This is a genomic window from Paenibacillus sp. FSL H8-0260 (genome assembly GCF_045040625.1).
Lineage (GTDB): Bacteria > Bacillota > Bacilli > Paenibacillales > Paenibacillaceae > Paenibacillus_AQ > Paenibacillus_AQ odorifer.
In genome coordinates this window covers 3303369-3321739 of the sequence record NZ_CP150298.1, presented here as the reverse complement: position 1 = coordinate 3321739, position 18371 = coordinate 3303369, and the positions used below count along the sequence as shown (strand labels likewise).

Below are 18371 nucleotides of genomic sequence, written 5' to 3'. Positions count from 1 at the left end.
TAACAGAGGATCTAGTATATTTGGCGCGCCATAAAGAAGTGTGAATTGTCTCCCATTTTTCTCTTGAATCCATACAGCCAGAGTATACGGAAAGGCTGAGTCCCTGTCCAATAGGCGACTACTTCACCCGGTCCATATTGAATTGGGACATCTTTTGGAGTGTTGTAGGCACTTTCAACTTTTCCATTTTCATCGATATTTTGCAGCCAGCCCTTATTCTTCTTCACTTGCTCCAGCAAGCTCGGGGAAAATTGAATGCCCTTCTCATCAATTTTGGAGGATTCAACCAGTTGCTCTAAGCCAACATTAGCAAAATCACGCGTAATACTGATATCGAGAAAACGCAACAGCATCCAAGTAAACGTTACTGCTGCAATAGCGAGAACAACCATTCCCGTAATTGCTAGCTGTAGAACGAACCTTAACGTTAACCGACGTTTGATATTCATGGCATGGACAACTCCTGGCGGTCTACCTTCACCAGCTTATAACCAAGACCCCTAACGTTAACAATAAATTTTGGATCGGACGGGTCTGCTTCGATACGTTCTCTAATTCGATGAATATGAACCATGACCGTATTATCATCGCTCAGTGCTTCATCGCCCCATACTTTCTCATATAACTCACTTTTGCTGAAAATCTGATTGGGATGTTTGCATAAGAAGACCAGCAGTTGAAATACAAGTGCCGGACAAGCAACAGACTGACCCTCTACCAGGAGTTCTCCCGCTGTCTCATCTAGCTTAAACCTTCCGTAATCATATACATTTGCAGATTTATTGGGGACTATTTCTACACTCTTGCCAGTAGCCTGTTGGTTAGCAGAAGCAAAATATCTCCGCAATTGTGCTCTTATACGAGCCACCACTTCAAGCGGGTTAAAGGGCTTGGTAATATAATCATCTCCGCCTATAGCAAATCCCGTTAATTTATCGAAATCAGACGTTCGAGCAGTCAGAAAAAGAATAGGGGCATCCGTCGTCTGACGGATAAAAGGGCAGATTTCGATACCACTTCGTCCGGGCAGCATTACATCCAGCACAATTAAATCATATTTTTTGGATTCACAGGCACTTACTGCTTCTTCACCTGTTTGCACTGTATCTATATTGGCGTAGCCTTCCTTACGCAGCACTGTCTCCATAATGTCTAAAAGCGATACCTCATCATCAACCAATAAAATTGAAGCCTCATTCATATAAATTTTCCCTTTCACAATAGACGTTTTTAACATCATAGCATGATTTTTTTGGCTAGCAATCTTACTAATCTTAACGGAAGCTTAATTCGTATTCATTAAACAGCTAGTAAATTATGTAAGTGTTAATATAGAATTTCAGAAGAGCTAAGGATAGACTGCTACAATCGTAATACTGGGAGGCGATATATATGAACAAAAAACCTAAAAAAATCATTCATAAAGTTATTTTGAATACAAGAACTGCCTTGGCTGTAGGGTCATTGTCTTTATTAATGGCTGCCTGTGGAGGAGAGAATGCAGATGTGCCGACTACTGAAAAGGCGGAGCAGACAACAAGCCCGGCCACAGCTGCCATTCTGAGCGGATTTGCTCCAGATGAACTATCAAAGATTCTACTGGACGGGAAGTACAAGGAGTTGTATGCCCGCTTTAATCAGCCTTTAAAAGATGAAATAAGTGAAGCTGAATTAACAGAGACAGGAAAAGAATTCACTAAGGGTATCCATGCATTGGAAAAGGCATCGACCATGCAGCTTAATGGATTTGATCGACGCACATGGGTTAGTGATGCTGGCAATAAGGGGCTTGTCGGGATGTTTGATCCGGATGGGACGATTACATTAATTCAAGTTCAAGAGCTTACCCCTTCTCCTGAAACCGACAATGTACTAAGCAAACATGAATACGCACTGCCGTTTGAGGGAGATTGGTATGTATTTTGGGGTGGTGAAAATGTGCTTGTGAATTATCATTATGAGTTAGAAATCCAGCGGTACGCTTACGATTTTATACAAACCAAAGATAACTATTCCTATACAGGAGATCCACTAAAAAATGAAAGCTATTATGCCTTTGGCAAAAACATTCTCGCTCCAGCGGACGGCACCGTTGTATCGGTCGTGAATGACATTAAAGACAATGAGCCAGTTGGGGTCATGAATCCGAATCAAGCTACCGGAAATATCGTTGTCATTGATCATGGCGGGGAATATAGTCATTTGGCGCATCTCAAACAAGGGTCAGTTACTGTAAAACCGGGGGATAAAGTCGAAAAAGGTGAAGTTATTGGCTTAATAGGTAATTCTGGTAATACGAGCGAGGCCCATCTACACTTCCAAATCTCAGATGGAGCTGATCTATTCACTTCCCGGGCAATCAGAGTTAAATGGGAGAAAAATTTAAAACCAATTCAAGGTGAGACTATTTCCGCCGCTAATTAGCGCTAAATTCCGGGTCGCTAAGGTTGTCTCTCATAAATAATAAATCAGATGAGACAACCTTGATCTTCCCTAAAAAACATCCTACTTTCTTGTAATACCAATACATATAATCCGGGTAATTCACAAATAATAATAGACATATAGGATATATAGTGACTAAATATGGCTCTCTTTTCAGAGGAAAGGAAGTGTCAACCCCGATGTCTTTACTCCTAGGCTCTCATGTGTCTATGACCGGAACAAAAATGCTCCTTCGAGCTAGTGAAGAGGCAGCCTCTTATGGAGCGACCACCTTCCTTTTTTATACCGGAGCCCCACAAAATACACGCCGCAAACCCATTGAAGCTTTGAATATTGAAGCAGGACATGCTCATATGAGAGATAACGGTATTTCTAATATTATTGTACACGCTCCATTTATTGTTAACTTAGGAAATACACTTTCGGCACAGGTCTTTGAGCATAGTATAGAGTTTCTTCAATCAGAAATCATAAGAACAGAAGCTTTGGGTTCAACCCAAATCGTCCTACATCCTGGCTCCCATGTTGGTGCTGGCTCTCAAGCTGGAATCTCTCGGATCGTGGAAGGCTTAAACGAAGTGCTAACAGATAAACGAAATGTTCAGGTTTCATTAGAAACTATGGCTGGAAAAGGTAGTGAATGTGGAGTCTCTTTTGAAGAACTTGCAGCTATTATTGATGGAGTGACCCATAATGAGCGCCTATCAATTTGTTTGGATACTTGCCATATCCATGATGCCGGTTATAACGTAAAAGAAGATTTTGATGGCATATTGGATAAATTTGATCGATTGATCGGAATAGAGCGACTAAAGGTAATTCACGTCAATGATTCAAAGAATATTATGGGCTCACATAAAGACAGGCACGAAAATATAGGGCACGGATATATCGGCCTTCAGGCGCTAAGATATGTGGTCCACCATCCACAACTATCAACCATTCCCAAACTCCTAGAGACTCCCTCCATCGGTGAAAAGAAATATGTAAACGCACCCTATAAGCATGAGATTTCCTTGTTAAGGGGAGAAACAGATGAGCTGGTAAAAAAATAAAAACCGCCAATTACGCGGTTTTTCATCTGTGCAGCCATGATCGACTATCCTTTTGTGGAATCAATTGTAGTAGGTGCGATTCCATTTACCTGGAGTTTTTTTAACGAGTTTTTCTTTGCTGTTAATTCTTTGGAAAGATCAGCTTGCAGTCGATTCATGTTCTTAATCTCATCGTTAAGCTTTTTGATTCGCGTCATTTTACTGCTCAAATCTGTGTGAGACTTGCTAAATTTCATATCCTGTTCTAATTGATTAATTTTGAATTTGGATTTTTCTTTTTTGTTCTTCACGTTTTTGAGCTTGCTCTCTACCTCTATGATTTCTTGTTCTAACCTTTGGATCATTGGTTTGGTGAAATTAATCGCCATTCTTACACCCCATATCATTTAGTGTTGCCGAGAATCAATTCTACTATAAAAGAACAAAAAAGCACACTCATTAGAGTATGCTTTTTAAAAATAATCAGAGAAATAAGGATGTTCTGGCCTGATTAACCCTTCCAGGAATTGAACTGTAGCTTCATCTGCCTGGATCCGACCGATCCTAGCCAAATAGGTAGGTCGCTTATAGCCCATTAACATCGCGGTTAAAGTAGGAATGTCAATCAACAAGGAAGGGTTAGTCCCTCCTGCGTGCAAAACACCTGTTCCATCTTTATCCACATTAAGCGTAAATGTACCCCGGTTCCATTCCAGCATCGGATCACTCAAGGTGAAGATAAGGCAACCATCTTTATCCTGTTTTTTAAACGGATACTGTTCGATAAATAATTGCACATCCACTATCCGGGCCATAAAATAAGGAGCAATGGTTTCCTTGATGTCACCATCATCTAAAACGAAGGAAAGCGGCTCCCCTTTATAAATATCCCCTTTGACAAGAGTAATCATCGAAAAATGTGCACTTATAAAGTTCCATAATCCCACGCGAGCTTCTTCGTTAATATATACCATTTCTTTGATGTAAAAGATCTCCTCAGCAACCCAATACAACAAATACCCTGTGGGCAAATCTTCATTGTTATAGTAGATGCCCACTGTCATTTCATCCAGATCCCAGCGTAAATATTCTTCCCAAGCCAACTTATTTCGAAGCATAGCTCCATGATGCTGCATGGAGAACTGATCATATATCTCCTTGATATCTGGATGTTCAATAGTTACCCGCTCCACGTTCCCAGGAACTTTTTTAGTTTTCGGCAGCTGGGTATCCGGAACTTCAAATGAGATTTTATCGGTAATGATCTCCCAGCCTTTCCGCCTATAATACGGAATAGAATACGGAAATAGATAAGAAATTGATTGCTTGCGGCCCCGCATTTTAGTTAATGCATGCAACATCAGCTTATTCATTAAACCTAAATTAGCATATTCGGGATAGGTTCCAACACCCGTCAGGCCACCCATCTCATAAATTCGCCCAAAAATATTTACTTGAAATGGGTATACTGCTAACTGTGAAATCAATTTATCACCATCAAACCAACCGACCACATCAGCATACTTTAGAACTGGCAGCTTCGCTTGGGTGATTTCACGATTTTCCCAACCAAAGATTTGTAAATCACGATTCGTCACTTGAAATACATAACGTAATAAATTATTAAATTGCTCTGCATGTTTAGTCTCGACATTTGCTAACCTGATTCTATCCTGCAACTTATTGCGACTCACTAGCAATACCCCCGCTGAATTCCCCAGATATAAATCAGAAATCACTCTTATTATTCTTTATATCCGTTCAATAAATACATTCTTTCAGAGAAGGTTAGCCTAACGAGTTCTTTTGCAGCTTCGGGATCAAAGCATACGCAAACGTGATGAATGGGCTTAACCACAGAAGGGTGGCATAAGGTATATATTCAATTACCGGCACACCTAGTGTAGCAGCGAAAAAAGCACCGCTAACTCCCCAAGGAATTAAAGGATTAACAAGGGTTCCACAATCCTCTAACGTACGGGATAGTGTCTTTGCTGGAATGCCTCGGCGATTATATTCATCTTTGAACATTTGACCAGGCAACAAAATAGAAAGATACTGTTCACCAGTCATCCCATTAACCGCAATGGATGATGCGCCGCTCATAAGCACGATACTGCTTTTACGTTTGAGGGGTTGAATGATTTTGCGAAAAAAAGCCTCTATGACACCACAATGTTGTATTAGTCCGCCTAATGATAAAGCAATCAAGATAAGTGAAATGGAACTCATCATTGATTGCATTCCACCTCGGTTAACGATAGAAGCAACGGTTTCATTGGCAATAGTACTTTCGTATCCATTCTGCATCACACTGAACCAGACACCGATTTCTGCCTGCTGCTGAATAATAGCGGTCACCAGAAGACCAGTAACAATGCCAACCATCAGTGTAGGAAGGATTGGGATTCGTTTGATTGAGCAAATAATAACGGCAAGTGGTGAGATCAACGTTAACCAGTGGATATGAAATCCATCTTGTAGAGCAAACTTAATCCCCTGAATCGACGATAAATCAATCGCATCGGCTTTTGGTGCGAACAAGAAAAAGACAGTAGTTATAATAAGCGCCGGAATCGTTGTGTACATCATATTACGAATATGTGTGAACAAGGATATACCTACCACTGCAGGTGCAAAATTTGTAGTATCAGATAAAGGTGACATTTTATCACCAAAACAAGCTCCGCAAATGATCGCTCCAGCAGCAAGTGTTGGAGAAATCCCTGTCGTCAAAGCAATACCCATCAAAGCTACGCCGATCGTGCTAACGGTGGTGAATGAGCTTCCAGTAAACATAGAGACGACAATTGTGACATATAACGCGCTTACTGCAAAGTAGTTCGGATTAATATAATCCATACCATAAAATAAAAGTGTAGGCACCGTACCACTCATCATCCATACAGCGATCAATATTCCGATTAGCATGAGGATAAGAATGGGCATTATAGCTGTTTGGATGCCTTTAATGATAGCTGCCTCAATATCTTTCCATGACACGCCAAATAAACCCAATAAGACTGCTGTGCCAACTGTGGTTGCGAGAAGAGGGATATGAGGTTCTGCTTTCAATAGGAAAATAGATACAAAAAGAAGTGCGAAAATAAAAGCGATGATAATCATACTTTTTGAAAAACTAAGCTGACGGTCCATAACGATAGTGCTCCTTAACATTGTGATTGGGATAAAATTCGGAGATTGCGGCGCTTCCTTACTTTTAAGCTTTTAAGCTTTTAGGCTTTTGGGCAATGAAGCACAGAGGTAATATTAACGATAAGATAGAGAAGAGTCAATGTTAAGAACATACAATGAAGGTTTTTCCATTAAAAAAACAGAGGGCAAAATGCCGCTCTGCTATATATTCACCCTATTCACTTTACAATTGCAGCTTTAAAATATCCTGCGGAGTTTCAAATTTATATTTCGCGGGAATATGCTCATGCTGCTTGCATCCCCATAAAGCTAATCCAAAATCGACACCAGCATCTCTTGCACATTCATAATCATAGATCGTGTCCCCTATGTAAATAGATGATTCAGGGTTTGCTTTTGATACTCTAATAAATTCTAGCAAGGGGTCTGGATGTGGCTTATGCTTTGCTGTATCTTCTGCGATAACGGTATATGATAAATATTTAGTTAAGCCAAATGGAACGAAATCGTCATTCAGCTCATCTCTTGTCTTGGAAGTCACAATTCCTTGAACGATCTCTTTTGACTGTAATGAACTCATTACATCTACAATTCCGTCAAAGATGTTAATAGTATCATAGAAATCTTTCATGAAAACATTCCATCTCTCATTGCCCTCATGAATATCTTCGATCCCAAGTTGTGGTAATGAAGCTGAACCGGGAATACCTAACACAAAATAGAGCTCTGACAATTCATACTCTCTGTTATGATCCACCTTTAACATCTTTTGCAGAGAACTCAGAACAGCGATTTCTGTATCAATTAAGGTTCCATCCACATCAAAGATTACAGTGTTATATTTACGCATAACTACCTCCTATAGGATTACAACAAATACAAGATTATTAATCGTTAAGCTTAATCTATTACTTAGAAAATAACTCTACGGCTTGCGTATCCATAATCGGATTAATATATTTCTCTAGCGTAATCGTTAGGGGTTGAGGATAATCTTTCGCTCCCTTTCCAAAAGTATAACGCATTTCATCCACGGCTGTACCCTCCTTTGAAGTCATGTAGCCACCGAAGTTTCCTGCCGAAGTTGTTTTGATTGCTCTTTTATGCACATTTCCTTCCGCATCAGTAAAAGTCTCAGCAAGTCTAGTGTAGTATTTTAAATATTCGGCATCAGTAATTGTATGCCGCAACAAGATCTCTCCTTCATCTGCATAATTCTCTTGCGTTGGAACAACAAGCTCAAGGCCACTTCCCGGTGCTTCAATGATTTGCTGCTTATTGAGATCGACAACAATTTTCATTTTATTCTTTTCCACTGCCGAGATACCAAAGGTTTTTAATGAAACGGTGTCTGGCTGACGGTTTAGACTGCTCTGGCTGTTCCTGAACACCAGTGTAAACTTGGTGTTGTCCGAATAGACTTCAGAATTGTCAGAGTTGATGATGTCGGGGTAAAATAATTTTTCGGTAGCTCCCCCATTTGTACTAATCAGAACTGGATTAATCAATTGGAAAATTTGTTTATCATTGTTCGGATCATACTCCAAATCTACATAGGTACTAAGCGGTGTATATTGCACTAGATTCACTTTAATCTTTTGCCCGTCAACTGTCAGCGTTTTATCCGTTTTTAGAATTCTTTCCTGTGCTTTGAGCATATCAGGATTAAGTTCGAAAGCAACATCCAGATTAGTCCGGTACTTATTACTACTGGATTGTAGCGCCTTATCTGAAGTTTCAGTGAGAATGACATTATAGTTTACTTCCTTTGGATATTTAACCGTTGGTGAAAGACTAGTAGTGTATATAAAATCCTTAGACTGGCCTGGTTGAATTCGGTTATCGCTGGCAAGCATACTTAGTGCAGCACCTTTATGTAGATTCGAATCCTGTATGCCTTCATATTGAAGCGCAAAATTCGCATGTATAACTTCTTTGTCTGTATTGTTCTGAACACTGTATAGAATATACACCTTCCTTCCATCTGTTACTGCACCAGTTACATCCACTCGGTACCCCTTGTTTTCCGCGCTCTGACCCACCGGCATCACGAGATTCTCTTCCAGAGCACTAGCAAGCGCTGGTTCTAACCTTGAAAATGAACGATAAGCTGCAAAATCATCTGTATTTTTAGGGCTGGCGGTTTGAACTGAAGGTTCAGCCACTTCCTTGGCCGGTAACCCGATTGAAGAGTATGTAAATAAAAGGGCTGCGGCTGCAACTGCGATCACTCCCAAACCTGCGGTATAAACGCGGCGTTTCTCACGTTTTTTTCCTTCCATAATTCCCTTTCGCATCGCGTTATAAATTTTCATTTCCTGTAAAGTTTCAGTATTCTGATTCATTTCATCAACATTTTTCTGCAAAATACGATCTTCTTTATCTGTCACTCCGTTCACCTCCCATATCACTTCAGCACATTACGAAGCTGTTTAAGTCCCTCGCGTAACCAGGTTTTGATTGTACCTTCAGGTTTTTTTAGCACTTTTGCGATTTCGATTGTAGTCATGTCATTGTAATATTTAAGAAGTACCACATGCCGATATTTGGGCTTTAATCGGTTCAGAGCACGTTCCAGATCAATCCGGTCGTTACTTTTCATTTCCTGAGTTGCAACCTCTGCCAGCTTCTCCGTAGGAATCACTCGTTTTTTTAGTCGTAGTTCATCCATACAGCAATTGATCGTAATTCGAATCAACCAAGGTGTAAATGACTGTTCATCTTTAAGCTTCTTACGTTTCATCCAGGCTCGACATGAAGCCTCTTGTACAACTTCTAACGCGTCCGCTTCTGTCCGTAGATAACTATAAGCGACAGTGTACATTTTCCGATGCTCCACATACAGGCGTTTAAAGAAAACTTCCTCATCCATTCGGGCAAAATCAACCATTCTGACCTCGTCCATCGTCCTATCCACCACTCACCACACCCCCTCTTTTTTTGTCAGTGTCGGTATTAGGATAAAGTCATCGTTCTGATGTTCTTATAAGTAAGACGGAGTTGAACGTAAAAACGATTGATTTTTTTCATAAAAAAGTGCTGGCAAAGATGCCAACACTCCATTTTCATATTTATCGATCACGATTAACCATATAATTCAATAGATGTTTTAAAAAATTGATATTGCGGGGGATCTCTTTTAGCGCCTCCATGGCAAGACAATAGTGCTCCCACATCTCTTTTCTAGCGCCTTCTGAACCCAGAATGGAGACAAACGTTGCATTGTTATTCTCAACATCCTGCCCTGTGGGCTTACCCAGTAATTGTAAATCCCCTTCCAAGTCGAGTAAATCATCTTTAATCTGAAAAGCAATCCCCGCATGATAAGCAAATTTCTTCAAAGCTTCAATTTCTGTCTCCTTAACCTGTGCGAGAATCGCTGGCATAACTAGTGAAGCTTCGAACGCAATGCCCGTCTTATAGAAACAAATCATATTTAATTGCTCTAGCGTCAATGCTTTCCCTTTAGAATTCAAATCCATCGCTTGCCCCATGCAGGTATCTTCCGCCTTTTGAGCTGAATATTGCATTAAAGCAATTACGGATTTAGCATCGAATGTAGAAAGGGATGCCTGTTCCACAATCGATTTCTGAATTAGAAAGAGTCCTGTCAATTCCGCCGTTGCGCTATTATACACCTCATGTAGAGTTGAACGGCCTCTTCGAGTGGGGGCATTATCCTGAGAGGGCAGATCATCGAAAATTAAGGATGCAGTATGCATATATTCCAAAGACCTCAAAAGCGGCACAATTGCCGCGCTGTCTAATCCGTATTCGTTCACCCCCATAACCCAAGTCAGAATAGGTCGTATTCGCTTGCCATCACCCTCTAAACTATAATTGGCTGCATCAATTAACATTTCTTTCATAGCTGGTGTCCCAACAGGTTTATTAATCGGCAATTGATTGTTGATTTCACCACGAACCTTTTGAATCGTATTGTGAAAATCCACCTTTTCCTGCTTGTTGTTTTTTAAATTCGTAAGCATTTGATCTCTTAGTAGTTTGTCAAAAAAATCCACATCATCAGCTTTCAACACCATTTGCTGCACGAGTCGATTAAATTCGGGTTGACCCGAAGCAAAGATCTCCATAATCTCTTTATACTTTTCAGTACCCACACGTACTTTACAACGCTTCAAACCGTTAATTGCTCGATCTAGAATCACTTCACGGGTTTTGACATCGGAGTGATATACGGAATGGATTAGATGAGAGATGACGGTCCAGTATAATTCAAAAGGGTTTATCAAATCTGAACGTTGATCACGGTATTTCAGAAAATAGGTATACGGCGTTACCGCTCCCTCTTTCATATCGTCAAACATATCTGCAAAATCATCAGCCAGTTGATTGTAAAGACCATAATAAAAAGTGCGTTGATCAAATCCATCATCTGTAGGTGCACTAATAACGGATCGGACAATTAAACGGGAAGAAGAGGATTTTAAGATAATGGGGATATAAAGCTCTTCATTGGTGTATTTAGCATTGGAAAGTTCCTTAACACGGTCCAGCTCCTGAGATTGAAAAAACACAAAGGATTGCTCGAAGAATATGTTCTGCATTTCTGGACGTTGATAGCTTTTAATATATTCGAAAGCTTCACTAAGCTCCGAATGTACGTATCGAATGAATTCCATGTTCTCTCCGGACCATTCTCCAAGGTCTGGCACAGTTCTAGTAAGGATAGCGTCGCGTATCATGAGGGAAAATTGCTCTTTTTCTTGAACCGTTAAGACACTGGAATCGAGAAGATCATCAATATAAGGGTAAGTCAGCCCATAAGAATAACCAAGTCTAATGGCTTCACTAAGCTTCTTAGAACGTTCCAAAGGTGGGGTAATCTCCCCCATTTCCTCCATTACATGCAGAATGACCCCGATAATGATCTTAATTAACTTACGCTGCGCTTGTTCGGCATTCATTTCCTGCGGAATATGGGTTGATACGTTCTTTAGCTTGTCGATCACCCAGATGGTGGCGGTCTCGACGCCTTCTTTCTGCGCCCAGCGATATACTCCTGCCAAGCTCATAAATTCCGATTGATCTCTTATCGTTGTTGAATCGTCTGGGATCAATTGAGATCTAATGTCAGCAACCATTCGCTGAATCCTGTTTTGTGTATCAGTAGAATCCAAGGCTTTGCCCAGATCCCTCATATATAAATAGGACACGCTGCGATCTAAATAATCATCCAATTTACCGTTAAGATTCAGCCAGCCTATATACCTATGATAATCCTGCGAATCAGGTTTCCTTTTCCCTCTAGAGAAAAATGACAACCATGAGCGGCGATGAATATGATGTTTTTTCCATAATTGAATATCTTCAGTGAGAGTAGATACATAAGTTTGTTCTTTGAACTGCAATTGCAGTGAAATAAAATACTGAGCCGCCCTCTGCTCGGCTAGCGAATAGGCTGAATCGGCATGATCGGTTACATTCACATTCATAGGTGGATTACCTCAACTTCTCTTTTGGTTAATTGTCGGTCATGTTCATATCTTATACGGAGAAGTGTCTTTATGGTTACGAATTCTTCGCCATACGTTTCCCAATAAAGTCAAAGATCAGACCCGCTGTCCTTTTTATAGGCCCCAATGAAACAGGATAATAATAACCCGACTCAAACCAGCCTTGTTCTTTGTAATAACGATAATCCCTGGAATGATCATCAAGCATTGTTTTTATACTTGTACGTGACATTCGAAACAGCATTAATCTGAGAAAAGAAGGAACTGGAGTCTTGGGCGACATAAGGTCCTTATAGAATCTTTCGGAGGCTTTCTTTATTTCTCTCGTCATTTTTTTCTGCGCAACTTCTGTTCTTGGCTCCAAAGTAGTCAAGACACAGCCTTTTGTAACTTGAAATCCGAAATTCTCGCTCATATTACTAAGGTATTTCACAATTTTGCTGCCTCCAAAGATCCCCTGATTGACAATAGCCGTGAAGGTTTTCCCGAAGAATCGAGGTCTATGAAATACAAAAGCAAGCCGGTCCAAGAGGTTCTTCATCGGTGCCGATACATGAAATGCATAATTAGGCGTGGCGAAAATAATTCCGTCAGAATGGATCATTTTCTCCATCAATACATCGCGATCATCCTTTAGTGGACAATATTCCTCACCTTTATTGAAACATATCTTGCAGCCCCGGCAATATTCAAGCCGATAATCTTTTAAAAAGACATACTCAAATTCAATATCACCATATGCTTTTAAATTATTACCAAATTCACAAACCGCTTCAAAGGTCGCATGCTTTTGTTGATTCCCAATAAATGCAGTAACTTTTTTCATTTGAACCCCTCCATATATGCATATTTTGAATAAGACCCATCAATATGAATGAATTTTATTTTATTCATTCATATTGTAGCACCTTGATCCCTTTTATGCGATATAATTCCATTTGAGAATGCAAAAAAAAGAAGCCCGATTTGACCAGGCTTCTGTTAACTTCCCTCTATATCTTTTTAGCGTAATTATGTGTAACAAAATCAACTAGCAGATTCACACTGCTCTCCATATCGTAAATCTCTGTGTTAACTGTCAATTCGGCATGTTCAGGGGCTTCATAAATAGCATCAATACCTGTAAACTCACGAATTTCACCTTTTCTAGCTTTCTTATATAGCCCTTTAGGATCACGTTGTTCGCAGGTTTCTAATGAACATTGCACATAAACCTCTGCAAACTCGCCAGACTGAAAACGATATCTAATCGCTTCTCTAGCAGCTGAAGAAGGTGAAATCATCGGGACAAGCACTATAAAGCCTAGTTCCAAAAACATAGATGCTACTTCGGCTGCGCGACGCATGTTTTCTTTACGATCCTCTTCTGAAAAGCCTAAATCAATATTCAAACCTTTCCTTAGCTGGTCGCCGTCGATTACAGCACATCGGATGCCTTGCTTAAACAATTCTTTTTCAGCTTGTTGTGCTAGTGTACTTTTTCCTGAACCTGATAATCCTGTGAACCAAAACACGCCCGCTTTATGACCGTTCAACAGCTCCAAATCTTTTCTATTCATTCTAAGACGCCCCTTTCTATATGATTAATATTATACTAGTTTACCGCAGTCTTGAGAGAAATGGCTGATCCTAATTCCTTCTGTATATACGCTATATCAGTCATCTGCTCAATATGGTAAACTCCACCTGTGGGTGGTGAATCATATAGATGTTTTGCTACTGCCGCTGTTACTTTTGCCGTAATGATAGATTGATTCTTTCCTTGTAATAAAAAATCCGCATGATGTAATTTACCTTCTGAATTTCTTCCATGTGCCTCAACCTTAATAGCGAACCCATCATCCCCCAAATGCAGCCGCCCCATAGCACGAACAATTGAATTCTTCAGCCAGCCTATTTGCAGTAAGCGAACGGCTCCAGTTCTTTTCGTTATTGCCAGTATTTTAGTAACTACAGCTGAATCAAGACAAAATCGTGTAGAGATAGACGATGATTTTAGTGTTCTGCTAAGTGTCTGTTGATCTGAGAATGGAAAACGGTAAGCATATCGGTTACCCATCTCATCACCAAAATGATACAACCTTCTGTCTGTAAAGCTCTCCACCTCAACCTGGCGATTATCCTGCTTCACTTCGAACTTAGCTGCTAAACTGTCAACTGTCCATTCTAGCGCCGCTTTGCCATGAGAATCACCTAATCCGAGCATAATCGCAATTTCTATCTCCTCAATCTGATCCATTTGCCGCTCTGCTTCAAGGGCCAGGAGATTAGTGATGCCGGGAGCAAGTCCTACACTTAAGACAGCACTTGACCCATTGTCTTCAGCCTCCCTCTTGTATTTCTCAATTTCATTCAAAAACAAACCGTTCGCAGATACATCCACATAATGAATACCGCTTCGAAACACAGCTCTTATAAAATCCGTATCCGTTTGATCTAAGCACATAATGATTAATTTCACTCGTTCTAACTTATCAGTAGGTAAAGGTTTATTAATATCCAACTGCATCGGCTTAATTTTCCCATCAGTTGCTTGACTGAATTGCTTTGCTTTTACAAGGCTTCGCCCTGCAGCATATACTTTTCCAGGATATTTTTTCTCTAAGATTTCACAAATGGTACGCCCTACATGGCCATATCCACCGACGACTACAATATCTTCTTTTCTCTGCATTTTATCACCGCATCCTATATAATAGAAATAATTAAGAACCATTCTCAATTATACGGATATGGTTTACATTCACTATCCCATAAATGTGGGATACCTGTTTTTATACTCCATGACTAGAGGGCTGACCTATGAAAACCATAAGACAACTTAATCATATTAAACAACAAATCATAAGGTTAGGTACTGTTTCTGAATCTTCACATAGCTACCGTACTTCATTACTGTCGATTTTACGCGAGGCTGTACCCTTTGATGCTGCCTGCTGTACCCATGTTGATCCACAGACACTACTCTCGACAGGTGCGGTGACAGAAGATAACGTGGAATCCATTCATCATCACTTGTTCCAGATCGAATACGGTGAAGACGATATTAATCCCTATGAGCAAATGGTTCATAGTAAAGTGCACGTAGCTACTATATATGAAGCAACCGAAGGGCAGCCAGATTTGAGTGCCCGCTATCAAAAAGTACTGTCTCCGGCAGGATTTGAGGATGAATTACGCGCTGTACTTGTTCATGGAGATGCGTGTTGGGGATATCTGACACTTTACAGAAAGTCGGGTCAGCCTGTATTTTCACAGGAAGATTGTGTACGGATAGCCTTAATGCTTCCTGAGATTGCCGCAAGAATGCGGGCTTTCAGTCTTGAGTTGCCTGAGAGAAATCAGACTTGGCTGGAAGAAGATTACGGTTCCGGAATTGCCGTCCTTTCTGATCAACTAGTTCTCCTCTCCTCCAATCCTACAGCAGACCGCTGGTTAGAGAAACTTCGTTCATTAGAAAAAATTGATCACCATATCCTGCCACGACCAATTCGGGCGGTGAGCACACAAGCAATCAATAGTCCCTCTGAATCTTCGGGGATGGCTAAGTCCTGTATCCGGATGTCAGACGGACCTTATCTGGTGATCCGGGCTAGCCGGCTTCATGCATACGACGGTCAGACGCAAATTGCCATTTCATTCGAGCCTGCACGTCCAGCAGATATGCTTCCTATCATTGCAGAAGCGTATGATCTGACGAAACGGGAACAGCATTTACTTGAAGGAGTAATTCGCGGATTATCTACTAAAGAATTGGCTGCTGAATTACATATTTCTGCTTACACGGTTCAGGATCATTTAAAATCCATTTTTGCTAAAGCAGGTGTCAGCAGCCGTAGAGAGCTTATCTGGCATTTACATTCTCGATATAGCATTTCAGAGAAATAGGATCGCCGAGCTTCTTATCAAAAAAGCCCAAGCCTTTATTAACAAAGGACTTGGGCTTTTATTTTATCTTTTATTTCCTTAATGCGATGCCGTAAATTCTTCCAGCTCAGAAGCAGGATCAAACTTCTCCCTGCTCATCACAAATGCTGCCATTAGAGCTATAACTGATGGAATAATCGCCCAAGCAAAGGTATGAACAAGAGAAGAAGATAATCCTTCGGTGATTTTATCAAGAACCTCAGAGGGAATTTTGGCCCGTGTGTCGGGAGTCAAAATTGTACTTGGATCACTTAGATTAACACCTTCTGGTGCCGCGCCTCCCTTACTGAACATGGAAGCTAGTTTATTCGAAAAAATGTGACTTTGAATAATACCAAATACCGTAATGCCAAGTGTCATTCCCAGCTCCCGTGTGAAGCTAAGTGTCGAACTTGCAGAACCCCGTTGTCTTGCTGTAAATCCATGAATCGCTGCATTGCTTAGAACAGAAAATGATGAACCTATGCCAAGACCCACCAGAAACATAAAAATAGTGACCATAAACCGGGAGGAGTCTGGTGTTAGTGTGGTAAGTAGAGCCATACCTGCAACAAGGAGTACTAACGTAGAAATCATGATCGTGCGATAATTAAATTTAGAGAGCAAGAATCCTCCGCCAGCAGCAGTGATAACAGAACCAATCATCATCGGAAGTAGAACAAGCCCCGAATTTGTCGCAGACCCGCCAAGAACCCCTTGAATATAAATTGGAATGTACACCGAGGCTGTAATAAATGCCGCTCCGCTAAATATCGCCATAACATTACTCGTAGAATAGAGACGATTCTTGAACATGCCAAAGGTAATGATTGGCTCTTCTGCACGACGTTCGATAACAATAAAACCAATTAAAAACACAACAAAAGCCATAAACAATCCCAGAATCATTGTCGAGTCCCAAGCATATTTCTTACCCCCGAGCTCAATCGCAAACATGAGACAAAGGATTGAAGCTACAAGTGTAAAAGCCCCAAGATAATCAATTTTCTCTTTGGAATGCTCAACAGATTCTTTGTAGAAGAAAGCGATCATAAAGAATGCAATAACACCAATGGGTAAATTGATATAAAAGACCCAAGACCAATGAATATAATCCGCTATATAAGCGCCAATAAGAGGACCAAAAATACTGGAAATACCATAGGCAGCACCGAATAACCCACCGATTTTCCCCCGTTTTTCTGGGGCCACTACATCGAACATAATCGTGAATGCAATAGGAACGAGTGCCCCTCCACCAATACCCTGAATTGCCCGATAAATACTAAGCTGAACAATAGAATTTGCCGTACCACATAAAGCTGAACCAATCATAAAAACAATAATACCGAAAATAAAAAATCGCTTACGTCCATACATATCCGATAATTTACCGAAAATCGGCATACCCGCCATCTCAGCTATCATATAAGCGGACGTAACCCACATCAATTTGTCAAAGCCGCCAAGGTCACCTACAATGGTTCCCATTGCGGTTGCAAGTATAGTATTATCCATTGATGCCATAAGTGTAGCCAACAATAGAGCTACTATAATAACCCCAACTTTATTTTTCTTTTCCATGCTCCTTTTTCTCCTCCACTTTTCCCAAATGTTTAGTTCTACTCTAATTGTTAAAGGATTGTGCACAGGCTTCATTCCAAACCACGTGATTTTATACCTTTGCAAATTAGTGAATAATTCGATAAAATCAAGACAATTAATTAGGTGTTCATCAAGCATCTTGTTTATTAATTATCTTGACTATCAAGATATAAACATTTTAAAAGGAGGGTCCTCTTTTGTCAAGAGATCGACACAATCAAGTTACAATTCAGCAGGAAGACTTAACTTTACGCATGCGGGGCCTAGGCAGCCGAACGGTTTTGTATCAGCAAAAAGTAGCAACTTCTCTAGGGTTATACAATAACGATTTTCTATCTATAGATATCCTTCATGAAAAAGGTCCTATCACCGCCGGCGAGCTATCCAAATTAACTGGACTTACTACAGGCAGCATTACCACATTAATTGATCGACTTGAAAAAAACGGCTTTGTTCGCAGAGAACATGATCCCAATGACCGTCGTAAGGTGATCATTGTTCCTTTATATGAGAATAACGAGGTTGGAAATGCCTACCTTCCTTTGCACACTAAGATGGTTAAACTGGCGTCTTCCTTAACTGAGCAGGAGCTTGAGCTTATAACAACATTTTTAGGCAAAGCAAGTACCATCCTGGAAGAGCAGATTCACTATCTCAGCACTACAACGAGTAACTAAGACTGTATAATCGTCAAAAAGGACGATATCCCATGAAGTCAAATGACTTTGAGATATCGTCCTTTTAATAT

General features: G+C 40.4%; 17 protein-coding genes. 4 read left to right on the top strand and 13 right to left on the bottom strand.

Annotation, left to right across the window (positions count from 1 at the left end; genetic code table 11):
• Positions 1–11: 11 nt before the first annotated feature.
• Positions 12–449 carry a hypothetical protein gene (locus MHI51_RS14875; protein ID WP_405174004.1) on the bottom strand — a complete coding sequence of 146 codons (438 nt, stop codon included), beginning with the start codon at positions 447–449 and terminating at the stop codon, positions 12–14.
• Positions 446–1201, bottom strand: coding sequence for a response regulator transcription factor (locus tag MHI51_RS14870; protein WP_076217551.1), 756 nt, complete (start codon positions 1199–1201; stop codon positions 446–448). The genes MHI51_RS14875 and MHI51_RS14870 overlap by 4 nt, the downstream gene beginning before the upstream one ends.
• Positions 1202–1392: 191 nt before the next feature.
• On the opposite strand from MHI51_RS14870, the gene MHI51_RS14865 reads away from it, so the two are divergent.
• Both MHI51_RS14865 and MHI51_RS14860 read left to right on the top strand, forming a co-directional pair.
• Complete coding sequence (locus MHI51_RS14865; protein WP_341144294.1) at positions 1393–2424, top strand: M23 family metallopeptidase; 1032 nt, start codon at positions 1393–1395, stop codon at positions 2422–2424.
• Positions 2425–2624: 200 nt separating this feature from the next.
• Positions 2625–3500, top strand: a complete 876-nt coding sequence (locus tag MHI51_RS14860) for a deoxyribonuclease IV (protein ID WP_076303784.1) — start codon at positions 2625–2627, stop codon at positions 3498–3500.
• Positions 3501–3544: 44 nt separating this feature from the next.
• On the opposite strand, the gene MHI51_RS14855 is transcribed toward MHI51_RS14860, so the two are convergent.
• From MHI51_RS14855 to MHI51_RS14810, 10 genes are all read right to left on the bottom strand, one after another.
• Entirely contained in the window at positions 3545–3868 is a 324-nt protein-coding gene (locus MHI51_RS14855; protein ID WP_076217548.1) for a hypothetical protein, read from the bottom strand.
• An 84-nt stretch (positions 3869–3952) separates the two neighbouring features.
• Positions 3953–5173, bottom strand: coding sequence for an enhanced intracellular survival protein Eis (gene eis / locus MHI51_RS14850; protein ID WP_076217547.1), 1221 nt, complete (start codon positions 5171–5173; stop codon positions 3953–3955).
• Between the two features lie 94 nt (positions 5174–5267).
• Positions 5268–6635 (bottom strand): Na+/H+ antiporter NhaC, encoded by a 1368-nt coding sequence (nhaC, locus tag MHI51_RS14845; protein WP_405174003.1) that lies wholly within the window; start codon positions 6633–6635, stop codon positions 5268–5270.
• A gap of 223 nt (positions 6636–6858) precedes the next feature.
• On the bottom strand, positions 6859–7485 hold the full coding sequence (locus MHI51_RS14840) for an HAD family hydrolase (protein WP_076303786.1): 627 nt from the start codon (positions 7483–7485) through the stop codon (positions 6859–6861).
• A 58-nt stretch (positions 7486–7543) separates the two neighbouring features.
• Positions 7544–9025, bottom strand: a complete 1482-nt coding sequence (locus tag MHI51_RS14835) for a DUF4179 domain-containing protein (RefSeq protein WP_405174002.1) — start codon at positions 9023–9025, stop codon at positions 7544–7546.
• 17 nt (positions 9026–9042) lie between these two features.
• Entirely contained in the window at positions 9043–9540 is a 498-nt protein-coding gene (locus MHI51_RS14830) for an RNA polymerase sigma factor (RefSeq protein WP_076217600.1), read from the bottom strand.
• Positions 9541–9706: 166 nt separating this feature from the next.
• Positions 9707–12091: a polyprenyl synthetase family protein gene (locus tag MHI51_RS14825; protein WP_405174001.1), complete on the bottom strand. Its 2385-nt coding sequence runs from the start codon at positions 12089–12091 to the stop codon at positions 9707–9709.
• Positions 12092–12167: 76 nt separating this feature from the next.
• Complete coding sequence (locus tag MHI51_RS14820; RefSeq protein WP_405174000.1) at positions 12168–12938, bottom strand: flavodoxin family protein; 771 nt, start codon at positions 12936–12938, stop codon at positions 12168–12170.
• A gap of 166 nt (positions 12939–13104) precedes the next feature.
• A complete protein-coding gene (cysC, locus tag MHI51_RS14815) occupies positions 13105–13671 on the bottom strand; it encodes an adenylyl-sulfate kinase (protein ID WP_076276478.1) in 567 nt (188 codons plus the stop codon).
• Positions 13672–13706: 35 nt separating this feature from the next.
• Positions 13707–14786, bottom strand: coding sequence for a saccharopine dehydrogenase family protein (locus MHI51_RS14810; RefSeq protein WP_076276477.1), 1080 nt, complete (start codon positions 14784–14786; stop codon positions 13707–13709).
• A 128-nt stretch (positions 14787–14914) separates the two neighbouring features.
• Between MHI51_RS14810 and MHI51_RS14805 the strand changes: the two genes are divergently transcribed.
• Positions 14915–16000, top strand: coding sequence for a helix-turn-helix transcriptional regulator (locus MHI51_RS14805; protein ID WP_076276476.1), 1086 nt, complete (start codon positions 14915–14917; stop codon positions 15998–16000).
• A gap of 78 nt (positions 16001–16078) precedes the next feature.
• Here the strand turns inward: MHI51_RS14805 and MHI51_RS14800 are convergent, their stop codons facing one another.
• Positions 16079–17602, bottom strand: coding sequence for an MDR family MFS transporter (locus MHI51_RS14800; RefSeq protein ID WP_076125763.1), 1524 nt, complete (start codon positions 17600–17602; stop codon positions 16079–16081).
• Positions 17603–17877: 275 nt separating this feature from the next.
• On the opposite strand from MHI51_RS14800, the gene MHI51_RS14795 reads away from it, so the two are divergent.
• Positions 17878–18300, top strand: coding sequence for a MarR family winged helix-turn-helix transcriptional regulator (locus tag MHI51_RS14795; RefSeq protein WP_179087001.1), 423 nt, complete (start codon positions 17878–17880; stop codon positions 18298–18300).
• The last annotated feature ends 71 nt before the right edge of the window (positions 18301–18371 follow it).